The 22,999-nt window shown below is 33.8% G+C and carries 18 protein-coding genes and 1 other RNA gene; 9 read left to right on the forward strand and 10 right to left on the reverse strand.

Translation table 11 applies throughout. From position 1 onward, the window contains the following. Positions 1 to 199: 199 nt before the first annotated feature. From MKX57_RS19575 to MKX57_RS19585, 3 genes are all read right to left on the reverse strand, one after another. A complete protein-coding gene (locus MKX57_RS19575) occupies positions 200 to 2,446 on the reverse strand; it encodes a 5'-nucleotidase C-terminal domain-containing protein (protein ID WP_342550533.1) in 2,247 nt (748 codons plus the stop codon). Between the two features lie 251 nt (positions 2,447 to 2,697). Next, the gene (locus MKX57_RS19580) at positions 2,698 to 3,957 is read right to left on the reverse strand and encodes an MFS transporter (RefSeq protein ID WP_342550534.1); all 1,260 of its coding nucleotides are present in this window, start codon (positions 3,955 to 3,957) and stop codon (positions 2,698 to 2,700) included. A gap of 152 nt (positions 3,958 to 4,109) precedes the next feature. Next, a complete protein-coding gene (locus MKX57_RS19585) occupies positions 4,110 to 4,370 on the reverse strand; it encodes an amidase family protein (protein WP_342551136.1) in 261 nt (86 codons plus the stop codon). A 273-nt stretch (positions 4,371 to 4,643) separates the two neighbouring features. On the opposite strand from MKX57_RS19585, the gene deoC reads away from it, so the two are divergent. Next, positions 4,644 to 5,288 carry a deoxyribose-phosphate aldolase gene (gene deoC / locus MKX57_RS19590; RefSeq protein ID WP_342550535.1) on the forward strand — a complete coding sequence of 215 codons (645 nt, stop codon included), beginning with the start codon at positions 4,644 to 4,646 and terminating at the stop codon, positions 5,286 to 5,288. Positions 5,289 to 5,414: 126 nt separating this feature from the next. Here the strand turns inward: deoC and MKX57_RS19595 are convergent, their stop codons facing one another. Both MKX57_RS19595 and MKX57_RS19600 read right to left on the reverse strand, forming a co-directional pair. Next, on the reverse strand, positions 5,415 to 6,356 hold the full coding sequence (locus tag MKX57_RS19595; RefSeq protein ID WP_342551137.1) for an alpha/beta hydrolase: 942 nt from the start codon (positions 6,354 to 6,356) through the stop codon (positions 5,415 to 5,417). 289 nt (positions 6,357 to 6,645) lie between these two features. Further along, positions 6,646 to 6,795 (reverse strand): hypothetical protein, encoded by a 150-nt coding sequence (locus tag MKX57_RS19600; protein ID WP_025116598.1) that lies wholly within the window; start codon positions 6,793 to 6,795, stop codon positions 6,646 to 6,648. A gap of 431 nt (positions 6,796 to 7,226) precedes the next feature. Between MKX57_RS19600 and MKX57_RS19605 the strand changes: the two genes are divergently transcribed. The 3 genes from MKX57_RS19605 (at position 7,227) to MKX57_RS19615 (ending at position 12,241) form a co-directional block, all read left to right on the forward strand. After that, positions 7,227 to 8,975, forward strand: coding sequence for a methyl-accepting chemotaxis protein (locus MKX57_RS19605; RefSeq protein ID WP_342550536.1), 1,749 nt, complete (start codon positions 7,227 to 7,229; stop codon positions 8,973 to 8,975). Between the two features lie 729 nt (positions 8,976 to 9,704). Continuing rightward, positions 9,705 to 10,283 (forward strand): hypothetical protein, encoded by a 579-nt coding sequence (locus MKX57_RS19610; protein WP_036220028.1) that lies wholly within the window; start codon positions 9,705 to 9,707, stop codon positions 10,281 to 10,283. Between the two features lie 872 nt (positions 10,284 to 11,155). Next, on the forward strand, positions 11,156 to 12,241 hold the full coding sequence (locus MKX57_RS19615) for a DNA cytosine methyltransferase (RefSeq protein WP_342550537.1): 1,086 nt from the start codon (positions 11,156 to 11,158) through the stop codon (positions 12,239 to 12,241). 60 nt (positions 12,242 to 12,301) lie between these two features. Here the strand turns inward: MKX57_RS19615 and MKX57_RS19620 are convergent, their stop codons facing one another. After that, complete coding sequence (locus MKX57_RS19620; RefSeq protein WP_342550538.1) at positions 12,302 to 13,207, reverse strand: hypothetical protein; 906 nt, start codon at positions 13,205 to 13,207, stop codon at positions 12,302 to 12,304. A 660-nt stretch (positions 13,208 to 13,867) separates the two neighbouring features. Here MKX57_RS19620 and MKX57_RS19625 point away from each other — a divergent pair. After that, the gene (locus MKX57_RS19625; protein WP_342550539.1) at positions 13,868 to 14,392 is read left to right on the forward strand and encodes a JAB domain-containing protein; all 525 of its coding nucleotides are present in this window, start codon (positions 13,868 to 13,870) and stop codon (positions 14,390 to 14,392) included. 448 nt (positions 14,393 to 14,840) lie between these two features. Here the strand turns inward: MKX57_RS19625 and MKX57_RS19630 are convergent, their stop codons facing one another. Next, positions 14,841 to 15,959 carry a hypothetical protein gene (locus MKX57_RS19630; RefSeq protein WP_342550540.1) on the reverse strand — a complete coding sequence of 373 codons (1,119 nt, stop codon included), beginning with the start codon at positions 15,957 to 15,959 and terminating at the stop codon, positions 14,841 to 14,843. 239 nt (positions 15,960 to 16,198) lie between these two features. Next, positions 16,199 to 17,449, reverse strand: coding sequence for a hypothetical protein (locus tag MKX57_RS19635; protein ID WP_342550541.1), 1,251 nt, complete (start codon positions 17,447 to 17,449; stop codon positions 16,199 to 16,201). Positions 17,450 to 17,761: 312 nt separating this feature from the next. Here MKX57_RS19635 and MKX57_RS19640 point away from each other — a divergent pair, with 312 nt between their 5' ends. The 4 genes from MKX57_RS19640 (at position 17,762) to MKX57_RS19655 (ending at position 21,653) form a co-directional block, all read left to right on the forward strand. Continuing rightward, positions 17,762 to 18,346 carry a hypothetical protein gene (locus MKX57_RS19640; protein ID WP_342550542.1) on the forward strand — a complete coding sequence of 195 codons (585 nt, stop codon included), beginning with the start codon at positions 17,762 to 17,764 and terminating at the stop codon, positions 18,344 to 18,346. Next, positions 18,333 to 20,021 (forward strand): phage/plasmid primase, P4 family, encoded by a 1,689-nt coding sequence (locus MKX57_RS19645; protein ID WP_342550543.1) that lies wholly within the window; start codon positions 18,333 to 18,335, stop codon positions 20,019 to 20,021. Before MKX57_RS19640 ends, MKX57_RS19645 begins: the two co-directional genes overlap by 14 nt. A 105-nt stretch (positions 20,022 to 20,126) precedes the next feature. Then, positions 20,127 to 20,384 (forward strand): DNA-binding protein, encoded by a 258-nt coding sequence (locus MKX57_RS19650; RefSeq protein WP_342550544.1) that lies wholly within the window; start codon positions 20,127 to 20,129, stop codon positions 20,382 to 20,384. Positions 20,385 to 20,486: 102 nt separating this feature from the next. Continuing rightward, positions 20,487 to 21,653 carry a site-specific integrase gene (locus MKX57_RS19655; RefSeq protein ID WP_342550545.1) on the forward strand — a complete coding sequence of 389 codons (1,167 nt, stop codon included), beginning with the start codon at positions 20,487 to 20,489 and terminating at the stop codon, positions 21,651 to 21,653. Positions 21,654 to 21,786: 133 nt separating this feature from the next. Here the strand turns inward: MKX57_RS19655 and ssrA are convergent. Both ssrA and smpB read right to left on the reverse strand, forming a co-directional pair. Then, positions 21,787 to 22,142: a transfer-messenger RNA gene (gene ssrA / locus MKX57_RS19660) on the reverse strand. 361 nt (positions 22,143 to 22,503) lie between these two features. Then, positions 22,504 to 22,971, reverse strand: a complete 468-nt coding sequence (smpB, locus tag MKX57_RS19665; RefSeq protein WP_008181258.1) for an SsrA-binding protein SmpB — start codon at positions 22,969 to 22,971, stop codon at positions 22,504 to 22,506. Positions 22,972 to 22,999 lie beyond the last annotated feature (28 nt).

A 22,999-nucleotide genomic window follows, 5' to 3' on the forward strand; every position in this document is an offset into this window, starting at 1 on the left:
GAACTGTCTAAATAACTGCTGTTACCTTTTTTTGTTCATATCTATTTCAACAGCTTATTAAAAAAAATGCTAGCACTATTCAATTCAGCCAATAACTAAAAAGGTTTCTTTATTTAATCCTACGCTATACCATTAAAATCAACCTATAATAAAGGCTGAAGAGAGTAGTAATAAAACTACTTCACTTCAGCCCCTTTCATTATTTACTTTTAACTTTTACATAGCGGCTATACACATAACCCGTTTTCTCTTTATAAGAAATTTTATACCAGCCTTGTTCTTCCCCTAGAATCGTTATTTCAGTATTTTTTGAAATTGTGCCATCTACTTTACCTGCATTCGATGGTTTCGAACGAACATTTAAGTGATACGTTGTCACAATGCCTTTAGTTGGTTGTGGTTTATTAACAGAAGGCTTTGTTTTATCTGGCTCTGGTTTGCTTGGATTTGTCGGTTTTTCCACTGGCTTGTCTGTTACTTTATCTTCCTCAGCTTTATGATGATTTATAGCTTTTACTAGCTTTTGATAAAATTCACCTGTCGTTTTTACTCCAGAAAATTGGCTTTCTTTGACGTTGGCCTTTGCTGCTAGCTCCGCTATTTCTTCCTTTGTTATGGCATCCTTGACATTAATAGATGCAATATTTGTATATTTTCCATCTTCCGTAGTAGGAATTGCTAAAATGTCTTGGTTAATTAATTCAACAACAGCAGCACGAGTTGGTGATTTTGTATCGACACCAATTATTTTCCAGTTATTTTGGATGACTGGCTCATAAACACCGTTCATCTCTTCTTTCAGGTATCGAATTGCTAGATTACGAATTGTTCCACCTGTTTCCCCATAAGCACTTTCATCTTTAGAGGACCAAGTCATATTGAACTTACGCCCTTCAAGCGCCTGACCTTTTGATACGAGAAAGTCCATTCTATATGCGTTCATACCAAGTTTTAAATGATCTTCCATTTTAATTGGCGTTCCATCTAATTTACGAAGATTTTTGATTCTGTTGCCTGGCTGCTCCGTTAAATCGATGTCATACTTTACATGACCAAAATAGTCATTTGTACTATATTTCGATGAACGTCTTGTTTTATCAAAACTAATCGTTACATCTCCATCTCGCGTACTATTAAAATAGCCAACAGCCCATTCCATATAATCTTTTAAATCTTTTCCTGTTACTTCATAAACAGATACTTCTCCGCCAGCAAATTGATAATTATAGGCAATATCCTTTTTCTTGATAGGACCTATGTTCAATGAAGCTTTGTCATTATCAATCTGATGCGCTACTACATCAGCCTTACTATAATGCAGCATTACCTCATGGAAAAAGTCTGATAAAGGTGTTTCTTGAATGTGTACTGTAGGAATTCCTTTAATTTCATTTTTCGGGACAAGATTTGTTCCTTTCAGCTGTGCCACTTCGATATTGGCATCTTCACGTGCAAACTCATGGTAAGGCTTTAATGTTTCTTCTAGTTCTTTATCAGATTCAACAAATGTGCCATCTTCGTTCTTTACAGGAATAGCCGAAGCGTCTTTTTCTTTTAGCAGCAATTGTTCGCCTTGGCGAGTAAATGTTAAATCAATTCGTGATATATGTGTTCCATATTTATTAGGCTCTGTTATAAAAACGCCATTCACTTCTTCTTTATTAATCAGGACATGATTATGACCTGCAAAAATAGCTGTTAGCTCTGGAATGGCGTTAGCCATCTCCTTCACGCCAGTCCCTGGAATACCATTTTCATTTTCCAGCCCCATATGCATGAGGCCAATCATGACATCTACTTTGCCTTCTAATTCTTTGACCGCTTTTTTAGTCTCTTCAATTGGATTTTTGATCACTAGTCCATCTAGATGATCCGTGCCTTTTTCATACTCTGTAATCAGTGGAGTTACCATCCCGATAACACCGATTTTTACCCCTTCACGCTCAATAATTGTATATGCAGGTAAATAACGATCTCCATTTTCTTTATAAACATTACCAGCAAGTCTTGTACCATTAAATTGGCTAGAAACTTTATCAAGGATGTCTAAACCAAAGTTGAATTCATGATTTCCATATGTCCAAGCCTCATAGCCCATTTCATTAACAGCAACCATCATTGGTGATTGAGGCTGATTGTTGAATAATTCTGCAGAATTATCCTGTATTAAATCTCCATTTTCCAGCAAGATTGTATTCGGATTATCGTTACGAATATCCTTAATAATTGTATATAATTGCGTTAAACTGCCTGTGAGATTTGGGCCATCCACCGCATAATCCCAAGGCATAGAACGGCCATGAATATCTGATGTAGCGAGGAGTGTAATATGAATATCTTTATCTACCTCTTGTGCATTTACAGGGGTTTGCGTAAAGAAAATCCCTGTTGCCAGTATCAATGCCACCATACTTAGTATAGATATAACTTTTCTAAATCTACTCATTTCCTAATTTGCTCCCTTTAATTCTGAATTTTAAGATTCCTAATCAGTTTAGCATTTATGGTGATCACCATCCAGGTAAAATTAATCATAAAAGTAATAATAATGAATAAATTTAACAAATTCCAGCGTGATTAAGGGGAAAAAAGCTATAGTAAAAGGATATTTAACAAGCGCTTAATGCTCGCTTAAATACCCCTAATTTAGCCATTATGATTGATATGACATTACCTTCGACTAGAGGTTTCGCCAAGTCATTGTAGGTCGGCTTTCATGTGCTGTTCCTTCAATAACAGTACTCCCATCAGGCCAATGGCGGAAAATACAACTGGGGTGATAAATCCATAGTAGTACCCATCTCCTATATAACCTGAAGTCGATTGAAAATAATCCAACACATAGCCAAAAATAATCGGTAGTAATGCAGCGCTTAAAAAGCCTCCTGTATTCGCAAAACCAGAAACGATACCAGATTCAGTGATAGGAAAAGTTTGACGAACAGCCGCGAACGTTAAGGCACTTGCTCCATATCCAAAGCCGATGATGAAGAATAGTATAATAAGAAGAATTAGGGACGGATGCCCCTTCCATAAGAGAAAGGATAACCAGCTTAATAAAACAGCCATTTGAACACCAATATAAGGCTTCTTAATCGTTTCTAACCGGCCAGCTAGCCAACTCATTAAGGGAGCCCCGATAAGTGCTCCAATGAGACCAATCATAATTAGCTGACTCGCCTCTGAACGGGTCATCTCATACATATTGATTCCGTAGGGTACAGCCCACGAACTGATAAAGCCAACATATCCCCCAACAACCCCGAAATGGCAAAAAAATAAAGCCCAAGCTTGTCGATTTGAAAATATTCTCCGTAATAAAACAGATGTTTTTTCACGTTGCACTACCTCAGCTTCAACTATCGCTTTTGCCGAAAAGATACGTTTCGTATTTTTAACAAGTACAAAATAAAGAAGAACACCACATACACATAATAAGAGTCCCGTTGAAAAAAATGAAATTCTCCAACCAAATAAAAGAATCAAAGTAGCAAAGGGAACCGTCGCCAATAAGAAACCTAGACTCCCAGTCATCCCTGCAAAGCCAATTAAACGCACAAATTCCTTCTTCTGAAACCATTGTGCCAAAATAAGCACCATATTCACCCAAATGGTTGCATCCCCTACACCAGTAAGTATTCTAGAAAAAAATAGGACGAATTCATGTGTCCCTAAACTATAAAGAATCGTACCTAGTCCTGTTAGGATAGCACCCATAATAAGAAAAAAGTTTGGCCCAAATCGATCAGCTAAAACCCCCATCGGAATTTGTAAACTCGTATACACAAAAAACAGGATACTCGTCAATAGCCCAATCGTCGATGCCGTCACCCCAAAATCCCTCATCAATTGGTCTGTAATTAACCCCGGAGCAGTTCGTTGACTGGCCATTACCAAATACGTAAACAATACAGCAACAAACACAACCCATCTATACCTGTGATGTTGTTTGTCCAATAATCACTACTCCTATTAGTTTTTTCTTTATGTATATGAATTGCTGGATGGGAGAAAGACCTGTTTCTTGTCGGAGTGTATACGCTGATGTAAAGGATACAGAAAACGCACCCGTCTACACTTTTGTCTCGACTGGGTGCGTTCATGCTCATCTATACTGCTGGCTGAGGCTGTGTTGTACTTACATGTACAGCAGGTTTACGATCTTTCCAAGGCATGGCTTCTTCTAATTGTCTACCGAGCTGTAATAATGTTAATTCATCGGCAAATTTACCTGTCATTTGTAGACCAATTGGTAAACCTGATTGACTTTCTGCCAAAGGCAATGATAATGAAGGCTGCCCTGTAGCATTAAATAAATTGGTAAATGGCGCATAGGTGAAAATTTGCTCCGTCCATTCAACTGCTGAAATGAACCTCTATCGAAAATTTCAAGTAACGAATCGCACCCAGCTACTAGCTAAATGTTTGAACTATATGGACCATGTTTAATGTCGAGAATATGGAACTCGAAAACACCCAAAGTCCTAAACCGTATGTAGAATTTTAATGGATGGTGAAAAATCTACTAAACTGGATGGTCTAAAAAATATGAAACGCTTTAATATAAGTCATGTGGGTAGCTGAACATCCCCACAGAGCTTTTTAGTAGGGAAACATATTTTGAAGCCGGAGATGATATATATATGGACTATGCAAAATTAATAGACCACACCTTACTTTCACCTAATACGACAGAAAAAGAAATCATTCAATTATGCCAAGAAGCAAGACAATACGGCTTCGCATCTGTATGCGTGAATCCTACATGGGTAAGCTTATCTGCAGAACTATTGCGTGAATCGGATGTGAATATATGCACAGTAATAGGATTTCCTTTAGGTGCAAACACGACTGAAGTAAAAGTTTTTGAGACTTTAAATGCCATTGGTAACGGGGCTACAGAAATCGATGTAGTATTAAATATTGCAGAATTAAAAAATAACAAAAACAATATGCTAGTGGAAAAAGAGATTGCAATGGTGGTAAACGCTGCAAAAGGAAAAGCGCTAGTCAAAGTGATTATAGAAGCCTGTCTATTAACGGATGAAGAAAAAATTCGTGCATGCGAATTATCCGTAAAAGCTGGTGCCGACTACCTTAAAACCTCCACAGGCTTTTCACTGCACGGCGCAACTGCTAAAGACGTTGCGATCATGAGACAAACAGTCGGACCAAATGTTGGCGTAAAAGCATCCGGCGGTGTAAGTAACTTGGAAGATATTCAATTAATGATAGATGCGGGAGCCTCAAGAATAGGCACTAGCTCGGCTGTAAAAATTTTTAGTTAAAAAGTGAAAAAACCGTCCAAATGGGCGGTTTTAAATCACTTTTTCCATATGCATAGAGAGAATACCAATCAGCTATTTGAATGTCTCACTTAGCCGACTCGTCTCATTTTCAGACGAGCTCACCATTCATCTGACCTCTTTCATAAATTCTCTTAATCCTTCAACGATTTCTTTTGCTTTAGTCCGATATAAATAATGATCCCCGTCAAATGTCACCACTTGCCCATAGACAGAATTTTTTATTTGCTTATGATGTTCAGGTGCCCACCTGTCAGTGACTGGATGATCCGCTTGGATAAAGAAAATAACAGGTAGATTTTTAGGGAATGACAAACTTTCAGCTGCTTTAAAATTTTCATACATCATTTCAGCCTCATTTAACTGAGTGGAATTATACATGTTCTTATGCTTAAGCATTCTCAATTGTTCCTTTGTTTTTTTATCATACGATAGGTCAGCATATGGGTCATCACCCAGCTTCACCTGCAATCGAGCTAAACCTGATTGTTTAAGAAACTTTATAGTTCTAATGATGGAAGAACCAATTTTTTTCTCACTGATTGATGGAACACTGCTATCAAGCCCAACAAATGCACTCACTTCATTTGGATAGGTATTCACATAATCCAGTCCATAAAGACCCGAAATTGAGTGACCCATTACAATATACTGCTCAATTTGAAGCTGCTGTAATGCTTCATGCACTTCACTAACTATATTTTCGGTACTCCGTTCCTTGTCAGTCGAATCACTTAATCCATAACCGAAGGGCTCCACAACAACAACTTTGTAAAATGGAGATAGTTCATCTACTAATGGCTGAAAATCAAGTCCCGGTGCCGCCGTCCCATAACCAGGTAAAAGCACAACCGTTTCCTCGCCCTCCCCCTGAATGAAAATATTCATATTTTTCCCATCTACTGTTACAGACTGACCATACGATTCTATTTTTCCTTGCTCCATTTTGTTGCAAACAATATTAACTACAAACACAATTAATAAAAAGAGTACTAGCGCTATCACTAAACCCGCTATCATTTTACCTATAATAGTAATCGTTTTTTTCATTCTATTTGCACGAGAATATAAAACCGCCAGTGCAGACCGCTTTAATAGCTCGTGCCACTCCTCACTTTCGTCATCAACTTTGTATCCGGCCACTTCCGCAAACCGTTTAGGATAGCTTACAAAATGAAGATGTCCTCCCTATGTCAACAATATGAACGGAGTATGAACAAATTAGAAATGCTGGGGCGTGTGAAATTCAATTAACAAGGAATAGATACCTGAAAAATAAACTCTACAATCAATTGAAAAAACATAGGGAGATTTTAACCTCCCTATGTTTTCATTCATATTATTGATCTGCTTGTTCTTGCTTCTTTTTCAAATACTCTGCTCGTATTTTCTCAAGTTGCTGCTTTTTATCAAATTGGGCAGGCTTGTGTTTCTCATGATACTTCGCCACAGCCGCCTTACCTTTAGTATCCAATTGATATTTCCCCACTTTGGTTCACCTACTTTTCCTGTCTTAAAGAAAATCTATTCAACAAATATAATATACCCTATTTTGCTGATGTATACATTTTTACTTTATTGGTGTGCCGCCTAATCTTACATATATAACCTTCATTTACTATAGCAACTGTATTCCCGTCTACAGCCTATTTTCTTTAAAGATAAAACTAACCAGTGAGAACCATCTATATAGTATCGAACGCTTAACAATACTCTAGTTTGAATTAGAAAACGGCATTTCAACAGTATATTAATATGTAATCACATCATTTTCACACTAAAAATGTCAATCTATAAAAAATTGATGAATGAATAGACATTTGCAGGACAATTAGCCTCATATAAAAAATAATTTCGATACCATTGAATTATGAAGATTACTGTCGAAATATACCTATATATAGTTGTGGGAGGAAGCAAATGATGAAGAAAAATTTACGGTTACGAAGCATCTCAGGGAAGTTAATGCTACTAATCACAATTATTATACTTGTAACAGTTGTGATTATCGGCTCAACAAGCTATTTTGTTGCTAAAGATCAGCTCTTAGAATCAGGTCAACGAGAACTCCAAAGCATTGTCAAAGGGGCCTATACTTCAATAGAATTGATTAATGAAGAAGTGGAAAGTGGCAAAATAACGCTAGAAGAAGGAAAAGAACAAGCGAGAATTCTTCTAAATGGACCCGTAAATGAAATTGGAGAGTACGATTATCAAAAATCCAATTTTACTTACAAAGAAAATGGATATATATTAGCTTTTGACGAGGATTTAGTGTTACAACTCCATCCTTCTAAAATAGGTGGAGCTCCTGCCGATGACCTTAACAGAAGTAATCGCGAAATGATCATTGCAGGCGGCAAGTCCAAAAATGAATCAGATCGCTATGTCATTTATTCTGATAAACAGCCAGATGGTTCGTTTAAAGATAAAACAGCCTATACTGAATATTTTGAGCCTTGGGGTTGGACTATTGGAATTGCTGTCTTTCAAGATGAATTTTATGAAGGGTTAAACATTTTACAATATATTATTTTTGGTGCAACAATCGTACTTATTATTTTAAGCTCACTTGTGTTTTATTTAGGTATTCGGAAGAAATTAAATACTTTAAAAGAAGTAGCTGAAGCCGCAACAAAAATTTCTAATGGTCATATAATGGTTACCCAACTTCCTGAATCAAATGACGAAATTGGACAACTTGCGACCGCTTTTAATGAAATGTCACAGCAATTACGCACGCTCGTCGAAAAGACTAAAAATACAAGTGAACATTTATTGGATTCAGCGACTAACTTATCAGCCGTTTCAGAAGAAACATCTGCTAGTAGTGACGAAGTTGGTAGAGCCATTACTGAAATTGCTACTGGTACACAAGAACAAGCCAATGATTTGGACAACATAAACCAAACAGTAGAGCTATTATCAAATTCTATAGAAACCACGGAAAAACAAAGTAAAGTTATGTATGACATTACAAAACATGCAGAAAAAATATCATCCGAGGGAATTGAAATAGTACAACAATTACAACAGTCCAATACTATTTCATTAGCAGCCTCACAAGAAGTCAGTGATGAAATTAAAAAATTAAATGATCAAATAAATCAAATCACACAGGTGATGGAAACCATTGAAACAATCGCAGAGCAGACCAATCTACTAGCTTTAAATGCGAGTATTGAAGCTGCAAGAGCAGGTGAGTATGGTAGAGGATTCTCAGTGGTTGCCGATGAAATAAGAAAACTAGCAGAACAATCGAAAATGGCCACCCACCAAGTACAAGGCGTGGTTTCATCCATTGTTTCAGAAACGACTAAAACAGTTGAAACTGTAGAAGGAACAATGGAAACTGCTAAAAAGTTAAATGATGATGTAGTGCTAACACAAAGTAAATTCAATCAGATGTCTGCTTCTGTAAAACAAATTGTAGAATCCATATTAGCCGTTAATAAAGAAATGGACGTGATGACATCTTATAATAAGTTGATGAGTGAAGGAATCGAAAGTGCATCCAGCGTATCAGAACAGACAGCCGCTTCCGTACAGGAAATTGCTTCTTCCATCGATGAGCACATTAAAGCAATTACTGATGTAGCTCATGCTGCTGAAAAACTAACGGAATTAAATCGTGAATTAAATTCTTTAATGGAGCGATATACAATATAAAAGCTAGCAAGCATTTGCGCTATTGCCCTTGATGATTAGCATTGATTAAAAAAAGGAGAGAAAGACAACTTAACGTCTTTCCCTCTAGGGCATGAAGATATTTAAAGTGGAGTTGAAATACCATATATGAATAACTCTCAATTAGGCAGTTAGTACGTTCTTTAAGCAAAGAAAAAGATTTAAGTAGGAGCGATCTTGATCAAAAATCAGATATTTCTCAAGCATCTATTTCACGATAGAAAGCGGCATTCAGGAAATGAAATTTACACTGTTAGCAATTTACACTAACGCATTTTCATACTCTTTTATCATCCCTCTAATATTTCAACATCATCTTGTATCATACTTAATCAGTTTCGCTAATTATGTATTTGCAATTTCCATCAATAGCCTTTCAAAGTACCCTCTCCCTTTATTAATTACTTCAAATATACCATCTCTCGAATATACAAAAGTAGATTCCATTAAGTTGATAAGGACTTAATCTTTATCATGTATACCATTCCAAATGGTTGTAGTTTAAATCTATTTACTTATCAACAAAATCTAATTTGCCTTCAAACTATTTACATAATATGATAAGCATGGAAGGTATTTCTCTTACACTATGCTTCTATAAGCAATGCATTATAGAATTGTCAGTTGCACTTATAATGCCATCGACGATGTGTGCTGGAGGAGAAACAAATCTTGGTTATATTTTAACGCATAATTCGGAGGTTATTGACAATGGAAAAGAATAACGTTTACAAAGTAATAATTGCAATTTTAACATCTATTATAGTGATGGGTATTATAGTTATAAGTTATCTCCTATCAAACGATAGTAATCTTACAAAGACTAAACAAAAAAGTTTGAGCGCTGAAGGTGAAAATACAGAAGTTGTAGAAACCGAAGAGGTAGAAGCAGTTGAGGTGATCCACAAGCCTGCTACTGATAAATCCTGTCTGTCACCTGAAAACGCAATAGCTTTAGACGAAATGTATTCGAATTACCTAGCATTTAAACGTGTAGCGCTTAATGAAGATGGATTACTAAATTTCGATAATGCAATTGGCGCTTACAACGGCATCACACAGAACTTAGCTACATCAGTCCTTATGGCCCATACAACGGCTTATGACAAAGAAGTATACAAAGTGGTAAACGAATGGGCTGAGGATGCTTCTAACGTCTCAGATGACATGCTAGGATTCATTCAGGGTACGGTGGAGGTGAATGACTATAATTTAAATATCTTCAAAGCTTCGTTTGATGATCTGGATAACTTCTACGGAAATAAACAGAAGTGGGAGAATTGTCAATGATTCTGTAGGACATGGAGAGAGTAATTCTAATGATTATTTGCCAGGATGGGAGGACGGAGAATCCCCCTGTTTACTTTGAAAAAGTATGGTAACCCAGTAGCGGTATTGTAGGAAAGTAGCATGCTAACATCTTAGATCCACACTGGCAAACACAAGAGATACTTATTCTTTCAGCCGTTTCAACCATAACGTGCATAATCATATTTGTTAATGTCCATTACATACTTTTGAAATTCGATTAACTCAGCACAATTAATCATAGTTTCTTCTGATCGATTCCTTTAAGAAAACAATTAACAATAGCTTCATTCACTATCGGAAGGTCATTGTCTAGTGGATGAAGCTTTTTCACATATGCACCTTTAGCTGATATGTCTTAGACATGGTGATGTTACAACCACCTTAAACATTTAAAGTCATTAATACCCTACAACAGAAAAGAAGCCGTTCTCGACATGGAAAACGACTTCAAGCCTGCTCAATTTATTGAATTTGATGCTAAAGAAAAGTGAATGGTTACCGCAATTATTATCACTCTTTTCAAAAGCCTTGATACATCTATATTTTGAACAACTATATGGAGACGGCGGGAGTCGAACCAACCGTTTCATGAAATGCTATAATTCTAGGCTTTTCGAGGATATATGGCTACTATTAATTTTGTTTGACTACGTATTTGACTACATTTAATAAAAATCTATGTTGCGGGGGAGAATAAAAAGTAAGTAAGTTTTCCCATCTATATCATTTTTTATTATTTATATTAAAGTATAAATAAATAGCTGTTAAACAAATTTTATATTAAAATATAGTTTATCGTATTTTTTAATCCAAGTGCCTTTGAATTGAAAAATATATCGGGAGGAATATAAATGCAATTAGAGTTATTTGAAGAAATAGAACATGATTTTCAAGAATTTAACAATAAACATAGAATTACAAATTATGTCGACACTTTTAACGTAGATAAATCTGGCGATAAATTTACTGTTTTATCACTATTTTCAGGTTGCGGAGGACTTGACCTAGGTTTTAAGGGTGGATTTGAGTTTTTGTCTAAAAAATATCCAAAAAACAACTTTGAAATTATCTGGGCTAATGAAATTGTTGAAAAAGCTGCCGAGACATATGAACATCATTTTGGTAAGCATATTGTTTGTGAAGATGTCAATAATATACCTTCTGAAAAATTCCCTAAAGCAGATATAGTAATTGGTGGGTTTCCATGTCAAGATTTTAGTCTGGCAGGGAAAAGACAAGGGCTATCTGTTGAACGAGGTAGATTATATTTACAAATGAAAAGAGTTATTGATAGCGTTAAACCAAAAGCGTTTATCGCTGAAAATGTAAAAAATTTATTAATGATGGAAGATGGGTTAATTTTAAAAACTATAATAGAGGATTTTAAAGAGAGTGGTTATCAAGTTTATTTCCATTTATTCCATGCAGCTAATTATGGTGTACCTCAAAATCGAGAAAGGGTTATTATTTATGGAATACGTAATGACCTGAAAGGCGTAGAGGCTTATTTACCAAAAGAAACACATTCTCAGGAAAATTGGGTTACCTCGTCCCAAGCCATCGATGATTTATGGGATAAATTAGATGATCCAAAAGTTTATAATCATAGAACTAAAGATTATTCAAAAGCAAAATTTTATGAAGGTAAAAAAACGCAAGGAAATACAAGAATAAAAGCTAATAGTATTGCACCTACTATACGCTCTGAGCATCATGGTAATATTGAAGGTCATTATAGAACTATAGGCGATGATGAAAGTGATATGACAACTTGGAGAAGACTATCTGTTAGAGAATGTGCTCGACTTCAATCTTTCCCCGATAATTTTGACTTCCCATGCGCAGCATCAAGTGCATATAAGCAAATAGGAAATGCTGTACCTCCCGTATTAGCATGGCATATTGCAAATGCTCTTTATTATTCTTTAACTAAATAAAACAATATATAAAGAGGTGGATGAAGTCTTTCATCCACCTCTTTTACTATATTATTCCCATTAATCTGTACCTTTTTCATTTTCAATTTCAGTTTTTAATTTAATTAATAATTGTTTTTGTTCTAAAGGACTTAATTGTTCGTATCTCTCCAATAGATTTAAAGTAAATTTTTTTATTGTATGGTTGAACCAAGAAACTTTCTTTTTAGTATTAGGTATTGCAATTACATCTAACCATCTATTCACTAATACATTCTGCCAATCATTAATAAGTTCCTGTTTTTTATCTATCAAATCTTTGGGATACTTTATTTTTAGACTTTCTGTTTCATGATTAATAAATTCGTCGTTCCAATCCAATATAGTTTTAAAAGAAACTGACGGACGAGGACTTCTATCGGGAAACTGCATGTTCTCATTTACTGCCCATAAGTATCTTCCAATAGTTACGTTAAAACTTTTATTTGTATGTTTTACAAAAATAACCCATTCATCCCCCTGTATTTGCTGAACACTTGAACCAGGAATACTATTATCTTTTGTTGATTTTAATTCTAATGGTACTAAGTAATGACTTTTGCCATCGGTAACAATTAGTAGCAAATCAGGATGAGTATAAACAACATTTGGTCTACGTAAATGAATTTTTAATTCTTCTGTAATTTCATTGGGTAAAAGAATCCTTGAAACTTTAAAATTACAATAATCTTTATATTCATAAGTCGATAAAAGGTTTTCATCTTGATCGTATACCTCAAGTGTTTTATTGTATAAGTTGTTCGGAATACTATTGAATTTTGTTTGTAAAATATTTTTTATAGATTCTTTTAGAGGTCTATCAGTATTAGCTTCATCAGAATGGAATGTAACCTTTTTTAACTCTTCAAGGCAAAACTCATTTAAGTATCTTTCTAATTCAAAAAAATAGATATTTAAAAATACACTTATTTGATCTTTAGGAATCAAATTTAAAACCACCTTTCTTTATATAAAATTATATAATAGAAAAATAGTAATAAATAGAGGGGAATGAAAAATTTGGACGATTGTATAATAGTTAGCATAAAACCTAAATATAAACCTTTATTATTCTCTAAAGAGAAAATTCACGAATTCAGGAATGTTATACCAAAAAAAAGAGTGAAATATATATGCGTTTATGAAACCTCACCTATTAAAGAATTAAGTTATGTTTTAGTAGTGGGTGAACCAATTATATTACCAAATTTAATTATAGAAGATACATATGGAAAAGAAAGATTTAATAGTGGTGAAATGAATTGTAAGATAGCCTATCCAATTACCAACATATACAAATTTAACCCAATTAGTTTAGAGGATCTAAAAAGTAATTTTAATTTTATAATACCGCAGTCGTTTATATACTTGGATTCAAACCCTAAATTGAAGTCATATTTGAACAATGTTGATATGAAAAAGATATGGTGAGTATTTCCAATGTGTATAAATTTACTTATTAATATGTACTACTTTTATGTAGTCGATGAAGAATATGTACTATGAGTAATTATAAATATATATTATCAACTGGAAGAAGCCATAACATCTAGAACATAGATGTTATGGCTTCTTCTATTGAGTTAAACCATTAAAAGGAGGAATTATATGAAGGTATATGAATCACCACAAACAAAGCAATTAGAACTACTAGAAAGAGGCCTCTGCACAGAAAGTAAAATAAAAGTATTGCCAGCGAAGCGTGTAAATATTGTACAAGTAAGGTTGGTAAGAGAAAAAACAATACTTTACAAAGATCGTAAAATACGTTCGCCTCGTTGTGCCTATGAACTGATTCGTGATTTTTTAGGTGATGTAGATCGAGAGCATTTCGTTATTCTTTGCCTTGACACAAAGAACCAACCAACATGCATACAAGTAGTGCATATTGGAAGTCTTAACGCTAGTATAGTTCATCCTAGGGAGGTATTAAAGCCTGCTCTGCTAAGTAATGCAGCTTCAGCAATTGTTGCTCATAACCACCCAAGCAATGTATCTGATCCAAGTCCTGAAGACATTGAGGTTACAAAGCGCTTAGTTCACGCAGGAGAAATTCTTGGGATAGATATACTTGATCATCTTATCATCTGTACAGATACATTCCATTCCCTTAAAGAATCTGGAAATATGTAAAGTACTATAAAGTAAAGACTATGAAAATAAAGCCACTATTCATTTATGTCAACTCCAAAACGATTTAGACCAAATGGATTTTTATCTCCTTTAGATTTTTAAGTAAGAGAATAAGATTTTAAGGTGGTGATAAATATGCTTGAAAGAATTCTTGTGTCCGTTGCTGTTGTGATAATTAATGAAGTAAGGGAAATTATTCAAAACAATAAATCAAAGAATTAATAATAATTATATTAGCCCCCTTTTAATTTACACCGAAATTATTTAAAAGAAGAGTTATTAATGCTGAGAATTTGCATTAATAACTCTTTCCATTTATATCTTTCGTATTTTTTACTTAATAGTAATCATTCCCAATATAATAACCATCCTTTGCATATTTTAGAGCAATAACCAGAAAAATACTCATTCATCATCACTGATTATTTATTATTACTCAGTAGTATATTCAAAAACTTAATAACCCAATTCCAACAATTATCGCTAGTAACACTCCTAATATTATAAGTATCTTCTTAACAAAAAGCCATTTGTCATAACGTAAATCAAACCATAGATCACTAATAAAATCTACGGACAAAACAAATGCCTTTCGTATTAGCTTAAATGAAATCCAAAGAAGTGTAATTGGCCAGAACAACCACATTATCCAAAACTTAAATGATTTTGAAGGCCTTGATTGCGAAAATATCTGCGTCTGCCTTTTTGTTTCTATGTATCTGTTCTGATACTCTTCTTGATAATTCCTTGAAACAGCTTTTGGATATTGTGGATTTTGTCTATAATAATTATCATCCACGCCAATGTCTTGGGCTGTTATCTTTCCAGTTAAGAATAATTTAATTTGAGACTCATTATATTCACATGATTTGTATTCATCGAAATACTCTCGATAGATACAATAGTGTCTTTCATACTGTCTAGCATCTATTTCTATTTCCGCTTGATAATATTCTTTCGCATTTGTAATTCGATCTCCAAAAAATAAATCAGGTAAATATATGTACTGATAAGCATGTCTCATTTCATGAGCTAAAGTAGAGATAAGATAATATGCATCAACAATTTGTATTTCATGTAAGCTACTCGAATAAAAACCACTATGTCCACCAGGTAATTTTGTACCGCGTTGATACACTACCACTGTTGGATATACTTTTAAATTCTCCGCAATAATTTCATAATTTTCATAAAGTGTTTCTTTTGTAAATGGATCAACTGGCCCCAAAAATCGAATTTTTTCTTTTGCATATCCAGGGCTATTTATTCCATTCATATCATTTTGCTTTAAAAAACCATTACGCTGCTCCGAAAAAGCAAATTCAACTAAATTATTTCTATTGGCATTTACTATTACTGATTTTTTTACAGGGCGACTAGATTTAGATGGAGGTTTCCTTTTTGTAAAATTATAACCACACTTTCTACAATTTTGCGAAAAGGGTCCACAATATTCAGAGCAAATAGGACAAGACCTCCCTTCATCTTGTATAATTGTCTGCCCACATTGTTTACACGTTTTTGTCCCTAAACTATTATGACATTTACATTGACCACAAACTGGCATATACTACCTCCGATTTTATAAAATATATTGAGCAATTATTTTTCAAATAAAAAAAAGAAGGATAAATAAACTACTAAATCTCTTATAAAACTTCTGGTTTCACCTTTATATTTTCACATAAGTTATATTATATTACAACAAAAATAAGAATATAGTCTCTAATGTTTAACTAAAATAAAACGTTCATCACTGATTTTAATCAAGATGAACGTTTTAAAATGTATAAGAATTAATACAATTTATTCTGTTTTTTTATTTCTAGATTCATAAAACTTTTTATACGCATCAGCATATGCATTATACAAATAGTTTTCTTGGTTGTTATCGGCTGAAGGAGCGTAGATGTTCAATTCTCCTTCAAGAACATTCTCAACAATATCTTCAAAGGGTTCTTCTTTTGAAAAAATACGATATATAGCAAAATCTAAACGTATCTTTTCTGGTATATGTTTGAGGGCTAAAAGAAAATCTTCTTGAATTTTATTCAATAAATTACTTTTACAGAAATTAAAAATTTGATTATAAATATCCCAGATTTCTTCATTATTAAATAACTTTTTACTTTCAAATTCATTAATAAGTAGAGTTTTGACACCAAAGCTATTTATATTTGCCATCCTACTTACCTCTTGAAAATTCGCTTCCCTAATCGTATACCATTCTCCACTCTTCAAAAACTCTGAAAAGAGTGTTTTAAAATTTTCATCCTCTATTGCTTCTTTTTTGTTGTTAACTAAATTAAAAATATCATATAAATTCGTTGTTTCATTGAATAAATACAAATTAAGTGATTGGTTATAAATAGTATTAACTTTTAAAGATTTAATAAATGATTTAAAATCTCTCTGCGATTTATCAAGTAATTCCATCTCTTGAGCATTTCTACTTCTAATCTGTTTTAAAGGTATGTATCTCTCTTGAACTATATTAATTTCTTTATCTGAATATTTAGGTAATACTTTATAAGTGTTAGTTAAAGCATATATATACCATGGGAAAATTATTTTAGGTACTTTTAAATTGATATTAGTCCTATTCATATGAACTACTTCCAATAAATCCTCTGTTTCTTGAAAATTAATTTCCGACATATATTGGTTAATTTTTTCTTCGAAAGTTTTAAAATCAAAAAATAATTCTTTAACAATTTCAGGATTATGATTCAGATGTATGTCTTTTTTATTACTAAAGAAATTTGTTAAATTAACTAAAGCATCATTTAATATCGACATTTTTACATCAGAAAAAAATTGATTTAAAAGATTTTTTTTATTTTGCTCTAGTTCTTGTTTAAATTCTTTATCTTCTGAAAAATTATAGGTGTATTCAAAATAATGAAAAGTAATAAGTAATTCAAAGAATGCATCAATCTCTTCATTAACTATTTCTGCATTAAGACCCCCATTATCTAATTTCCATTCAAAAAGAGGATTCTCTTTACTATCAATAGTTAACTTTATTTTAGGTATTATTTGTTGAGTAACGTCCAACAGCATCTTCCTCCCAAAAGTTTCGTTCAACTTGTTCAATGTAATTTAATTATCTTTATTATACATAATAACTACACATATTTTTATTAACTAAAAAGTAATATTTATACTTATTTTATATACTTTTAATGAACACTATGAACAACTTGAACGTTATTAACGAATCTCTTTACCATAAGTTCTATACTTTTGCAATACCCCTAGATTACAAATCACAAATACAGACCTGTAATCAACATACCTTTTTTTAAAATCTTTAAAAATATAAGATTTTTATAGTTCTAATGAACAAAAAAGAAAGGGCTGTTAAATATGAAACCAACAAAATATTATAAACAATTTAAAGACCTACAAAGTTACAGTTTAGAAAATACAGGAAATGCATTTTGTGTGCAAATTCAGGATGAAATACTATTATCAGGGCTTACTAAAACGCCAGTAAAGCTTCATACTGCTCTTTTAATACTTCAAAAAGATACCCAATCTTTTGTTAAAGGTTGCTTTGATGAAAAAACATTTGAATTCTCCTCAATTGGGGGTTTTAAGTCTTCATCTAATATTTATATCGGTGTCGATTGTAGAAAAAAAGAAAACAACGTCATTTACGTTTCATCTGAAGATTTTAATTTAAAAATTTCATCTAAGAGAAATCTTAACAGTAGTGATAGACTTTATATTTACTGGGAATATGAAAATACAGCAGCATTAACATTATGTACACATGATCCAGTAACTAATGACACTGTGAGAGAGCATGTTTTCGCTACGACAAAACCCTTACATCGTTTATTGAAATCTATAGTTAGAGATGCACTCCCAAGGTTTCAAGAATTAGATGAAGAAGGTCATTTTGAAAACGGCCAAGAGAAGGGGGAACAAGACGATGGATTGGAATAAAAATAAAAGAAATTCCATGAATCTTTTTGGAGATACATTGGAACAAAGTTTCAAGAAAATTGAACCTAAAGAACTTGACATTAAAATCAATACTTTTGGAGATATGTTGTTCCCAAATCTAAAACTTCTTAACCAAGACATACAGGAATCACAATCTAAAGAAGTTACTTCCTCAAAAAAACACTATAATCATAGAAAATCAATAAAAATTTCAGACCAGAATGATTACAATGACAATTTATTAAATATAAAAACTTTTGGGGATAAACTTAGTAAAGAATTCACTCCGCTGAACTCAGACTTACAAGGTTCACAATCTAAAGAAATTATTGATAAAATGTCAAATCAACAAGCTTCATCTACCCTTAAAAATAAAAGTCAAGTAAAAATGTCAAATTATTTACTAGCAGAACTATTAATGAATACTCATAGGTTTGCAGTTATAGAAGATAATTTGTACTACTGGAATCAAACGTTAGGGTATTTTGTAGGTCTTACAGGTGAAAATGCAGATATTTTTATTCGACAAAATACACCGGAAAAATATAAAAATCAAATTTCGTTTAACACTGGTCAAGAGATACTTCGGTGGATAATAGCTAAAGATGAAATGAAAGTAAATGAAGAGCTATTGGCACCACGAAAGTCATTTGTTGCATTTTCTAATTGTATTATTCGCATAAAAGATTTTTCAGCCCATCCACATAATCCTGATTATTTCTTTACATCTGTATTAAATGCAGAATATCCGCTAAGGTGTAAACCTAATGGACCAGTATTTGAAAACTTTATGAGTCAAATCACTGGTGGAGACCAAAAGCTATATATGAGGTTACAAGAGCTTTTTGGTTATGTGATTTCTGAGATAAGAGATGTTAAGGTTATTCCTTATCTCGTGGGAGTAAAGGATTCAGGTAAATCCATTATTTTGAGACTTTTAGAATACTTAGTTGGTCCAGATTTTTTTACTAATCTTAGTTTTAGTGAACTTAATCAGCAAAGTTTTTTATGTCAACTTTTCGAAAAAAAGTTAAATACCTGTGGTGAAACATCTGAAATAGCCCTTAATCGTTTAGATAATTTTAAAAAATTATCTGGTGGGGACTATGTTATGGCTCGTTACTTATACGGACAAGCTTTTAAATTTATTAACAAAGCGGCTCTTATATTTGCGGGAAACCATTTACCTACAATAAAAGGTATTGATAAATCAAATGCTTTTAGTGAAAGACTTGTAATTTTTCCATTTAATCATCAAGTACCAAAAGGAGAGCAGGATATTCATCTATTTGACAAGCTAATAAAAGAAACCTCATATATTGCTCATTGGGCGTTAACGGGCTTACAACGTTGGATTGATAATAATTATCAGTTTACTTCATGCGAGCAAGTTGAAAAGATGGCAAAGGAATATTCTGAACAAACTAATTCAATTGATAGTTTTATAAAATCATGTTGTTATATGAATCCTGATTCAAAAACACATAATGACGTTTTAGAAACTGCATATAAAAAATATTGTCGTAGCTACGGTATGTTTGAAGAAAGCTCTAGAATGTTTCATAAGCATATGAAAACAATAACCAATTTAAGCTATTCTCGTTTTAGACTAAATAACGAAAATAAGTATGGATATATTGGTATAGGGCTAAAAGATACAACTTACGAAGTGTAAAATATTAAACTCTTCATAAAATACATGTAAAAATCTGGTAAATAAATAAATTTTGCTAAAAACAATGTACAAAATATTTCTAATACACTTTAAGGAGACAATATTATGTTAAAAGAAAAAGAATTTGAAGAAAAACTCAAACAAATTATTGTATCAGAGACTAAGAATTTATTAGAAAAAAACCCGAAGCCCTTAACATTACAAGAATGGTTTAGTCTAACAGACGGAGCGAAGTACACTGGTGTATCTTATAACACCTTTATAAAATTTAGAACTTTAGGGTTAAAAGTATGCGAAATTGAAGGCATCAAACGCGTATCAAAAAAAGAAATCGACCGCTTCCTAGAAGAACACAGCTTTTAAATACTACTAGAGGATTTTTCCCCAGTTAAATTATATATTATAACTGTGAGGATTAATCCTCTCTTTATATCTTGCCCCCGCAACGATATTAGGAGGATCACTATGACAAAAAATAATTCTTCACCCATCAAAAGTTATGAAAACAAAGATGGTAAAATGTTATATAAATTCCAAGTTTATTTAGGTGTAGACGAGCTTACAGGTAAAGCTCGCAGTACTACCCGTAGAGGTTATAAAACGAAAAAAGAAGCTGAACTTGCTTTAGCACGTATCAAACTTCAAGTTTCTGAAGGCACATACAAACAAAAAAGCACAGAGACATATCAGGAAGTATACGATCTTTGGATCACTCAATACGAAAAAACTGTTGAAGAAAGTACATTTGTTAAAACAGTCGGCTACTTTAAAAATCATATCTTACCTTCTATGAGCAACTATCGTATCGAAAAAATTACGATTGCTATTTGTCAAAAACATTACAATGAATGGGCTTCAAAGGTTAAAAAGGCTCGTACCATCAAGTCTTATGCTAAAAAGGTATTAGATTTCGCTATTGTGCATGGCTTTATTCAAACGAATCCCTTCACTCATGTTGAGACAAAAGTTAAGAAGGCTTTTACGGAGAGTGCTGAAGATAAAAATGAAAACTTTTATACGAAGGAAGAGTTAAATTTATTTTTAGAGAAAGCAAAAGATCACCTTAACTATAAAGCATATGCGCTATTCCGTTTGATTGCTTATACAGGTATGCGTAAAAGCGAGGCCTTAGCTTTAACATGGAATGATGTGAACTTTGTGGAAAGTGAGTTAACTATTAATAAAGCTATTGGACGTGGTAAACAAACACAGCTTTATTTGAAGACCACTAAGACTGGTAAACCTCGCATGATCAAATTAGATGAAACAACTTTATCGATCTTGAAAGAATGGAATAAGCTTCAAAAGCAGCAATATATTCAGTTCGGCATTAATACGCTGAAGAAAAATCAATTGATGTTTAGTAATACAAAAAACGATTTTATCCAGCCTGGTCAAGTTCAGAAGTGGATGTATAGTGTTCAAAACAAATACACTTTGAAGAAAGTATCACCACATGGCTTACGCCATACGCACTGCTCACTTTTATTCGAAGCTGGTGCAAGCATTAAAGAAGTTCAAGATCGACTTGGGCATTCTGATGTAAAAACTACTTTAGACATTTATACACACGTCACGAAAAAGGCCAAAGAAGGAGTTATACAGAAGTTTGTTAGCTATTTAGAAGGTTAAGTTTTTGACTTAGTTTTGACTAGAAATTGACTAGATTTGAATGAAAACAGGTGAAATTGGATGAAATTAAAAAAGTGCCAAAACCCTGTATTATCAAGGGTTTTGACACTCTGTGAAATCATTTGATTCCATAAAATGGAGACGGCGGGAGTCGAACCCGCGTCCAAAGACTCCAATACTTCAGCTTCTACGCGTGTAGTTTGCCTATTTACGATTCGCGTAACATTATGCCGACAAACAGGCGTCCTGTACGCTAACCTGGAAATCTCTTGCCGATGACTCAGGTGGCACCATCGACCGTATCCCACTAAAGTTGGGCCCCACGTTCTCTACATGGGCGATAGAGAGGCAGAGCGCTTACGAGCTTACGCTGCGAAAGCTAAGTTTTGTTGTTTGCCAGTTATTATATAACTGTCGTTGATGACGGAGCCGAGCCCTCCGACGCGCGACTAAAGCTTGAACCATCCCTGTCGAATCCGTAACGTCCCCTTGATATATGAATCGAAGCGGTTGAGCCTCGTTCAAACAAAGAGCTAGAATTGCTTCTAGTACGGTGGGAGCTTAAAAGTACGCTTCCATGAAATCTGGCAATCAGTAATTCATATTATAAAACATAATGAGCGATAGTTCAAGTGTACCGCTCTAGTAGGAAACATGGGCTTGGACTTAGAGGCTATCCATCGCTTTCTCTGTTCTATTCCACCATACTTTAACTTCTATCCGTCACTTTCACGATTCTATCCATCACTTCCCCAATCCTATCCACTACTCCAGCTCACCCCGCCCCCCGCAACTCCCCCAACCAAAACAAAAAGCTCACCAACAACTAGGTGAGCTTTCTGATAATCTATTAATATTGGTTATTGGATTTGAAGGTGCGTTCCATTTCGCGTTTGGCTTCTTTTTTGCGCATGTCGTTGCGTTTATCGTAGTCTTTTTTCCCTTTGCCGACGCCGATTAAGAGCTTGGCATAGCCGTCCTTGATGTACATTTTCAATGGGACGATTGTGTAGCCGTCACGTTTGACGGCACCGACTAGCTCGCCGATTTGCTTTTTATGGAGAAGCAATTTGCGGGCGCGTAGTGGGTCGTGGTTGAAACGGTTCCCTTGATCGAACGGGCTGACATGCATATTGCTAATCCATGCTTCGCCATTGGTAATGCGGACGTAGGAGTCTTTTAGCTGGGCCTTGCCTGCACGAATGGATTTGATTTCTGTACCGGTTAGGACCATGCCTGCTTCGATTGTCTCTTCAATAAAGTAATCATGTCCAGCTTTTTTGTTTTGTGCTAATACTTTTCCTGAACCTTTTGCCATTTGATTCACCCTCTACTTAAAGGTTGAG

It is taken from the genome of Lysinibacillus sp. FSL M8-0216 (assembly GCF_038595555.1).
GTDB classification, from domain to species: Bacteria; Bacillota; Bacilli; order Bacillales_A; family Planococcaceae; genus Lysinibacillus; species Lysinibacillus fusiformis.

Coding starts and splice junctions, on each gene's coding strand:
- MKX57_RS19605 (WP_342550536.1), top strand. CDS start 7,227: ATGATGAAGAAAAATTTACGGTTACGAAGCATCTCAGGGAAGTTAATG.
- MKX57_RS19630 (WP_342550540.1), bottom strand. CDS start 15,959: ATGCCAGTTTGTGGTCAATGTAAATGTCATAATAGTTTAGGGACAAAA.
- MKX57_RS19575 (WP_342550533.1), bottom strand. CDS start 2,446: ATGAGTAGATTTAGAAAAGTTATATCTATACTAAGTATGGTGGCATTG.
- MKX57_RS19655 (WP_342550545.1), top strand. CDS start 20,487: ATGACAAAAAATAATTCTTCACCCATCAAAAGTTATGAAAACAAAGAT.
- MKX57_RS19645 (WP_342550543.1), top strand. CDS start 18,333: ATGGATTGGAATAAAAATAAAAGAAATTCCATGAATCTTTTTGGAGAT.
- smpB (WP_008181258.1), bottom strand. CDS start 22,971: ATGGCAAAAGGTTCAGGAAAAGTATTAGCACAAAACAAAAAAGCTGGA.
- MKX57_RS19610 (WP_036220028.1), top strand. CDS start 9,705: ATGGAAAAGAATAACGTTTACAAAGTAATAATTGCAATTTTAACATCT.
- MKX57_RS19640 (WP_342550542.1), top strand. CDS start 17,762: ATGAAACCAACAAAATATTATAAACAATTTAAAGACCTACAAAGTTAC.
- MKX57_RS19650 (WP_342550544.1), top strand. CDS start 20,127: ATGTTAAAAGAAAAAGAATTTGAAGAAAAACTCAAACAAATTATTGTA.
- MKX57_RS19625 (WP_342550539.1), top strand. CDS start 13,868: ATGAAGGTATATGAATCACCACAAACAAAGCAATTAGAACTACTAGAA.
- MKX57_RS19595 (WP_342551137.1), bottom strand. CDS start 6,356: ATGAAAAAAACGATTACTATTATAGGTAAAATGATAGCGGGTTTAGTG.
- MKX57_RS19615 (WP_342550537.1), top strand. CDS start 11,156: ATGCAATTAGAGTTATTTGAAGAAATAGAACATGATTTTCAAGAATTT.
- deoC (WP_342550535.1), top strand. CDS start 4,644: ATGGACTATGCAAAATTAATAGACCACACCTTACTTTCACCTAATACG.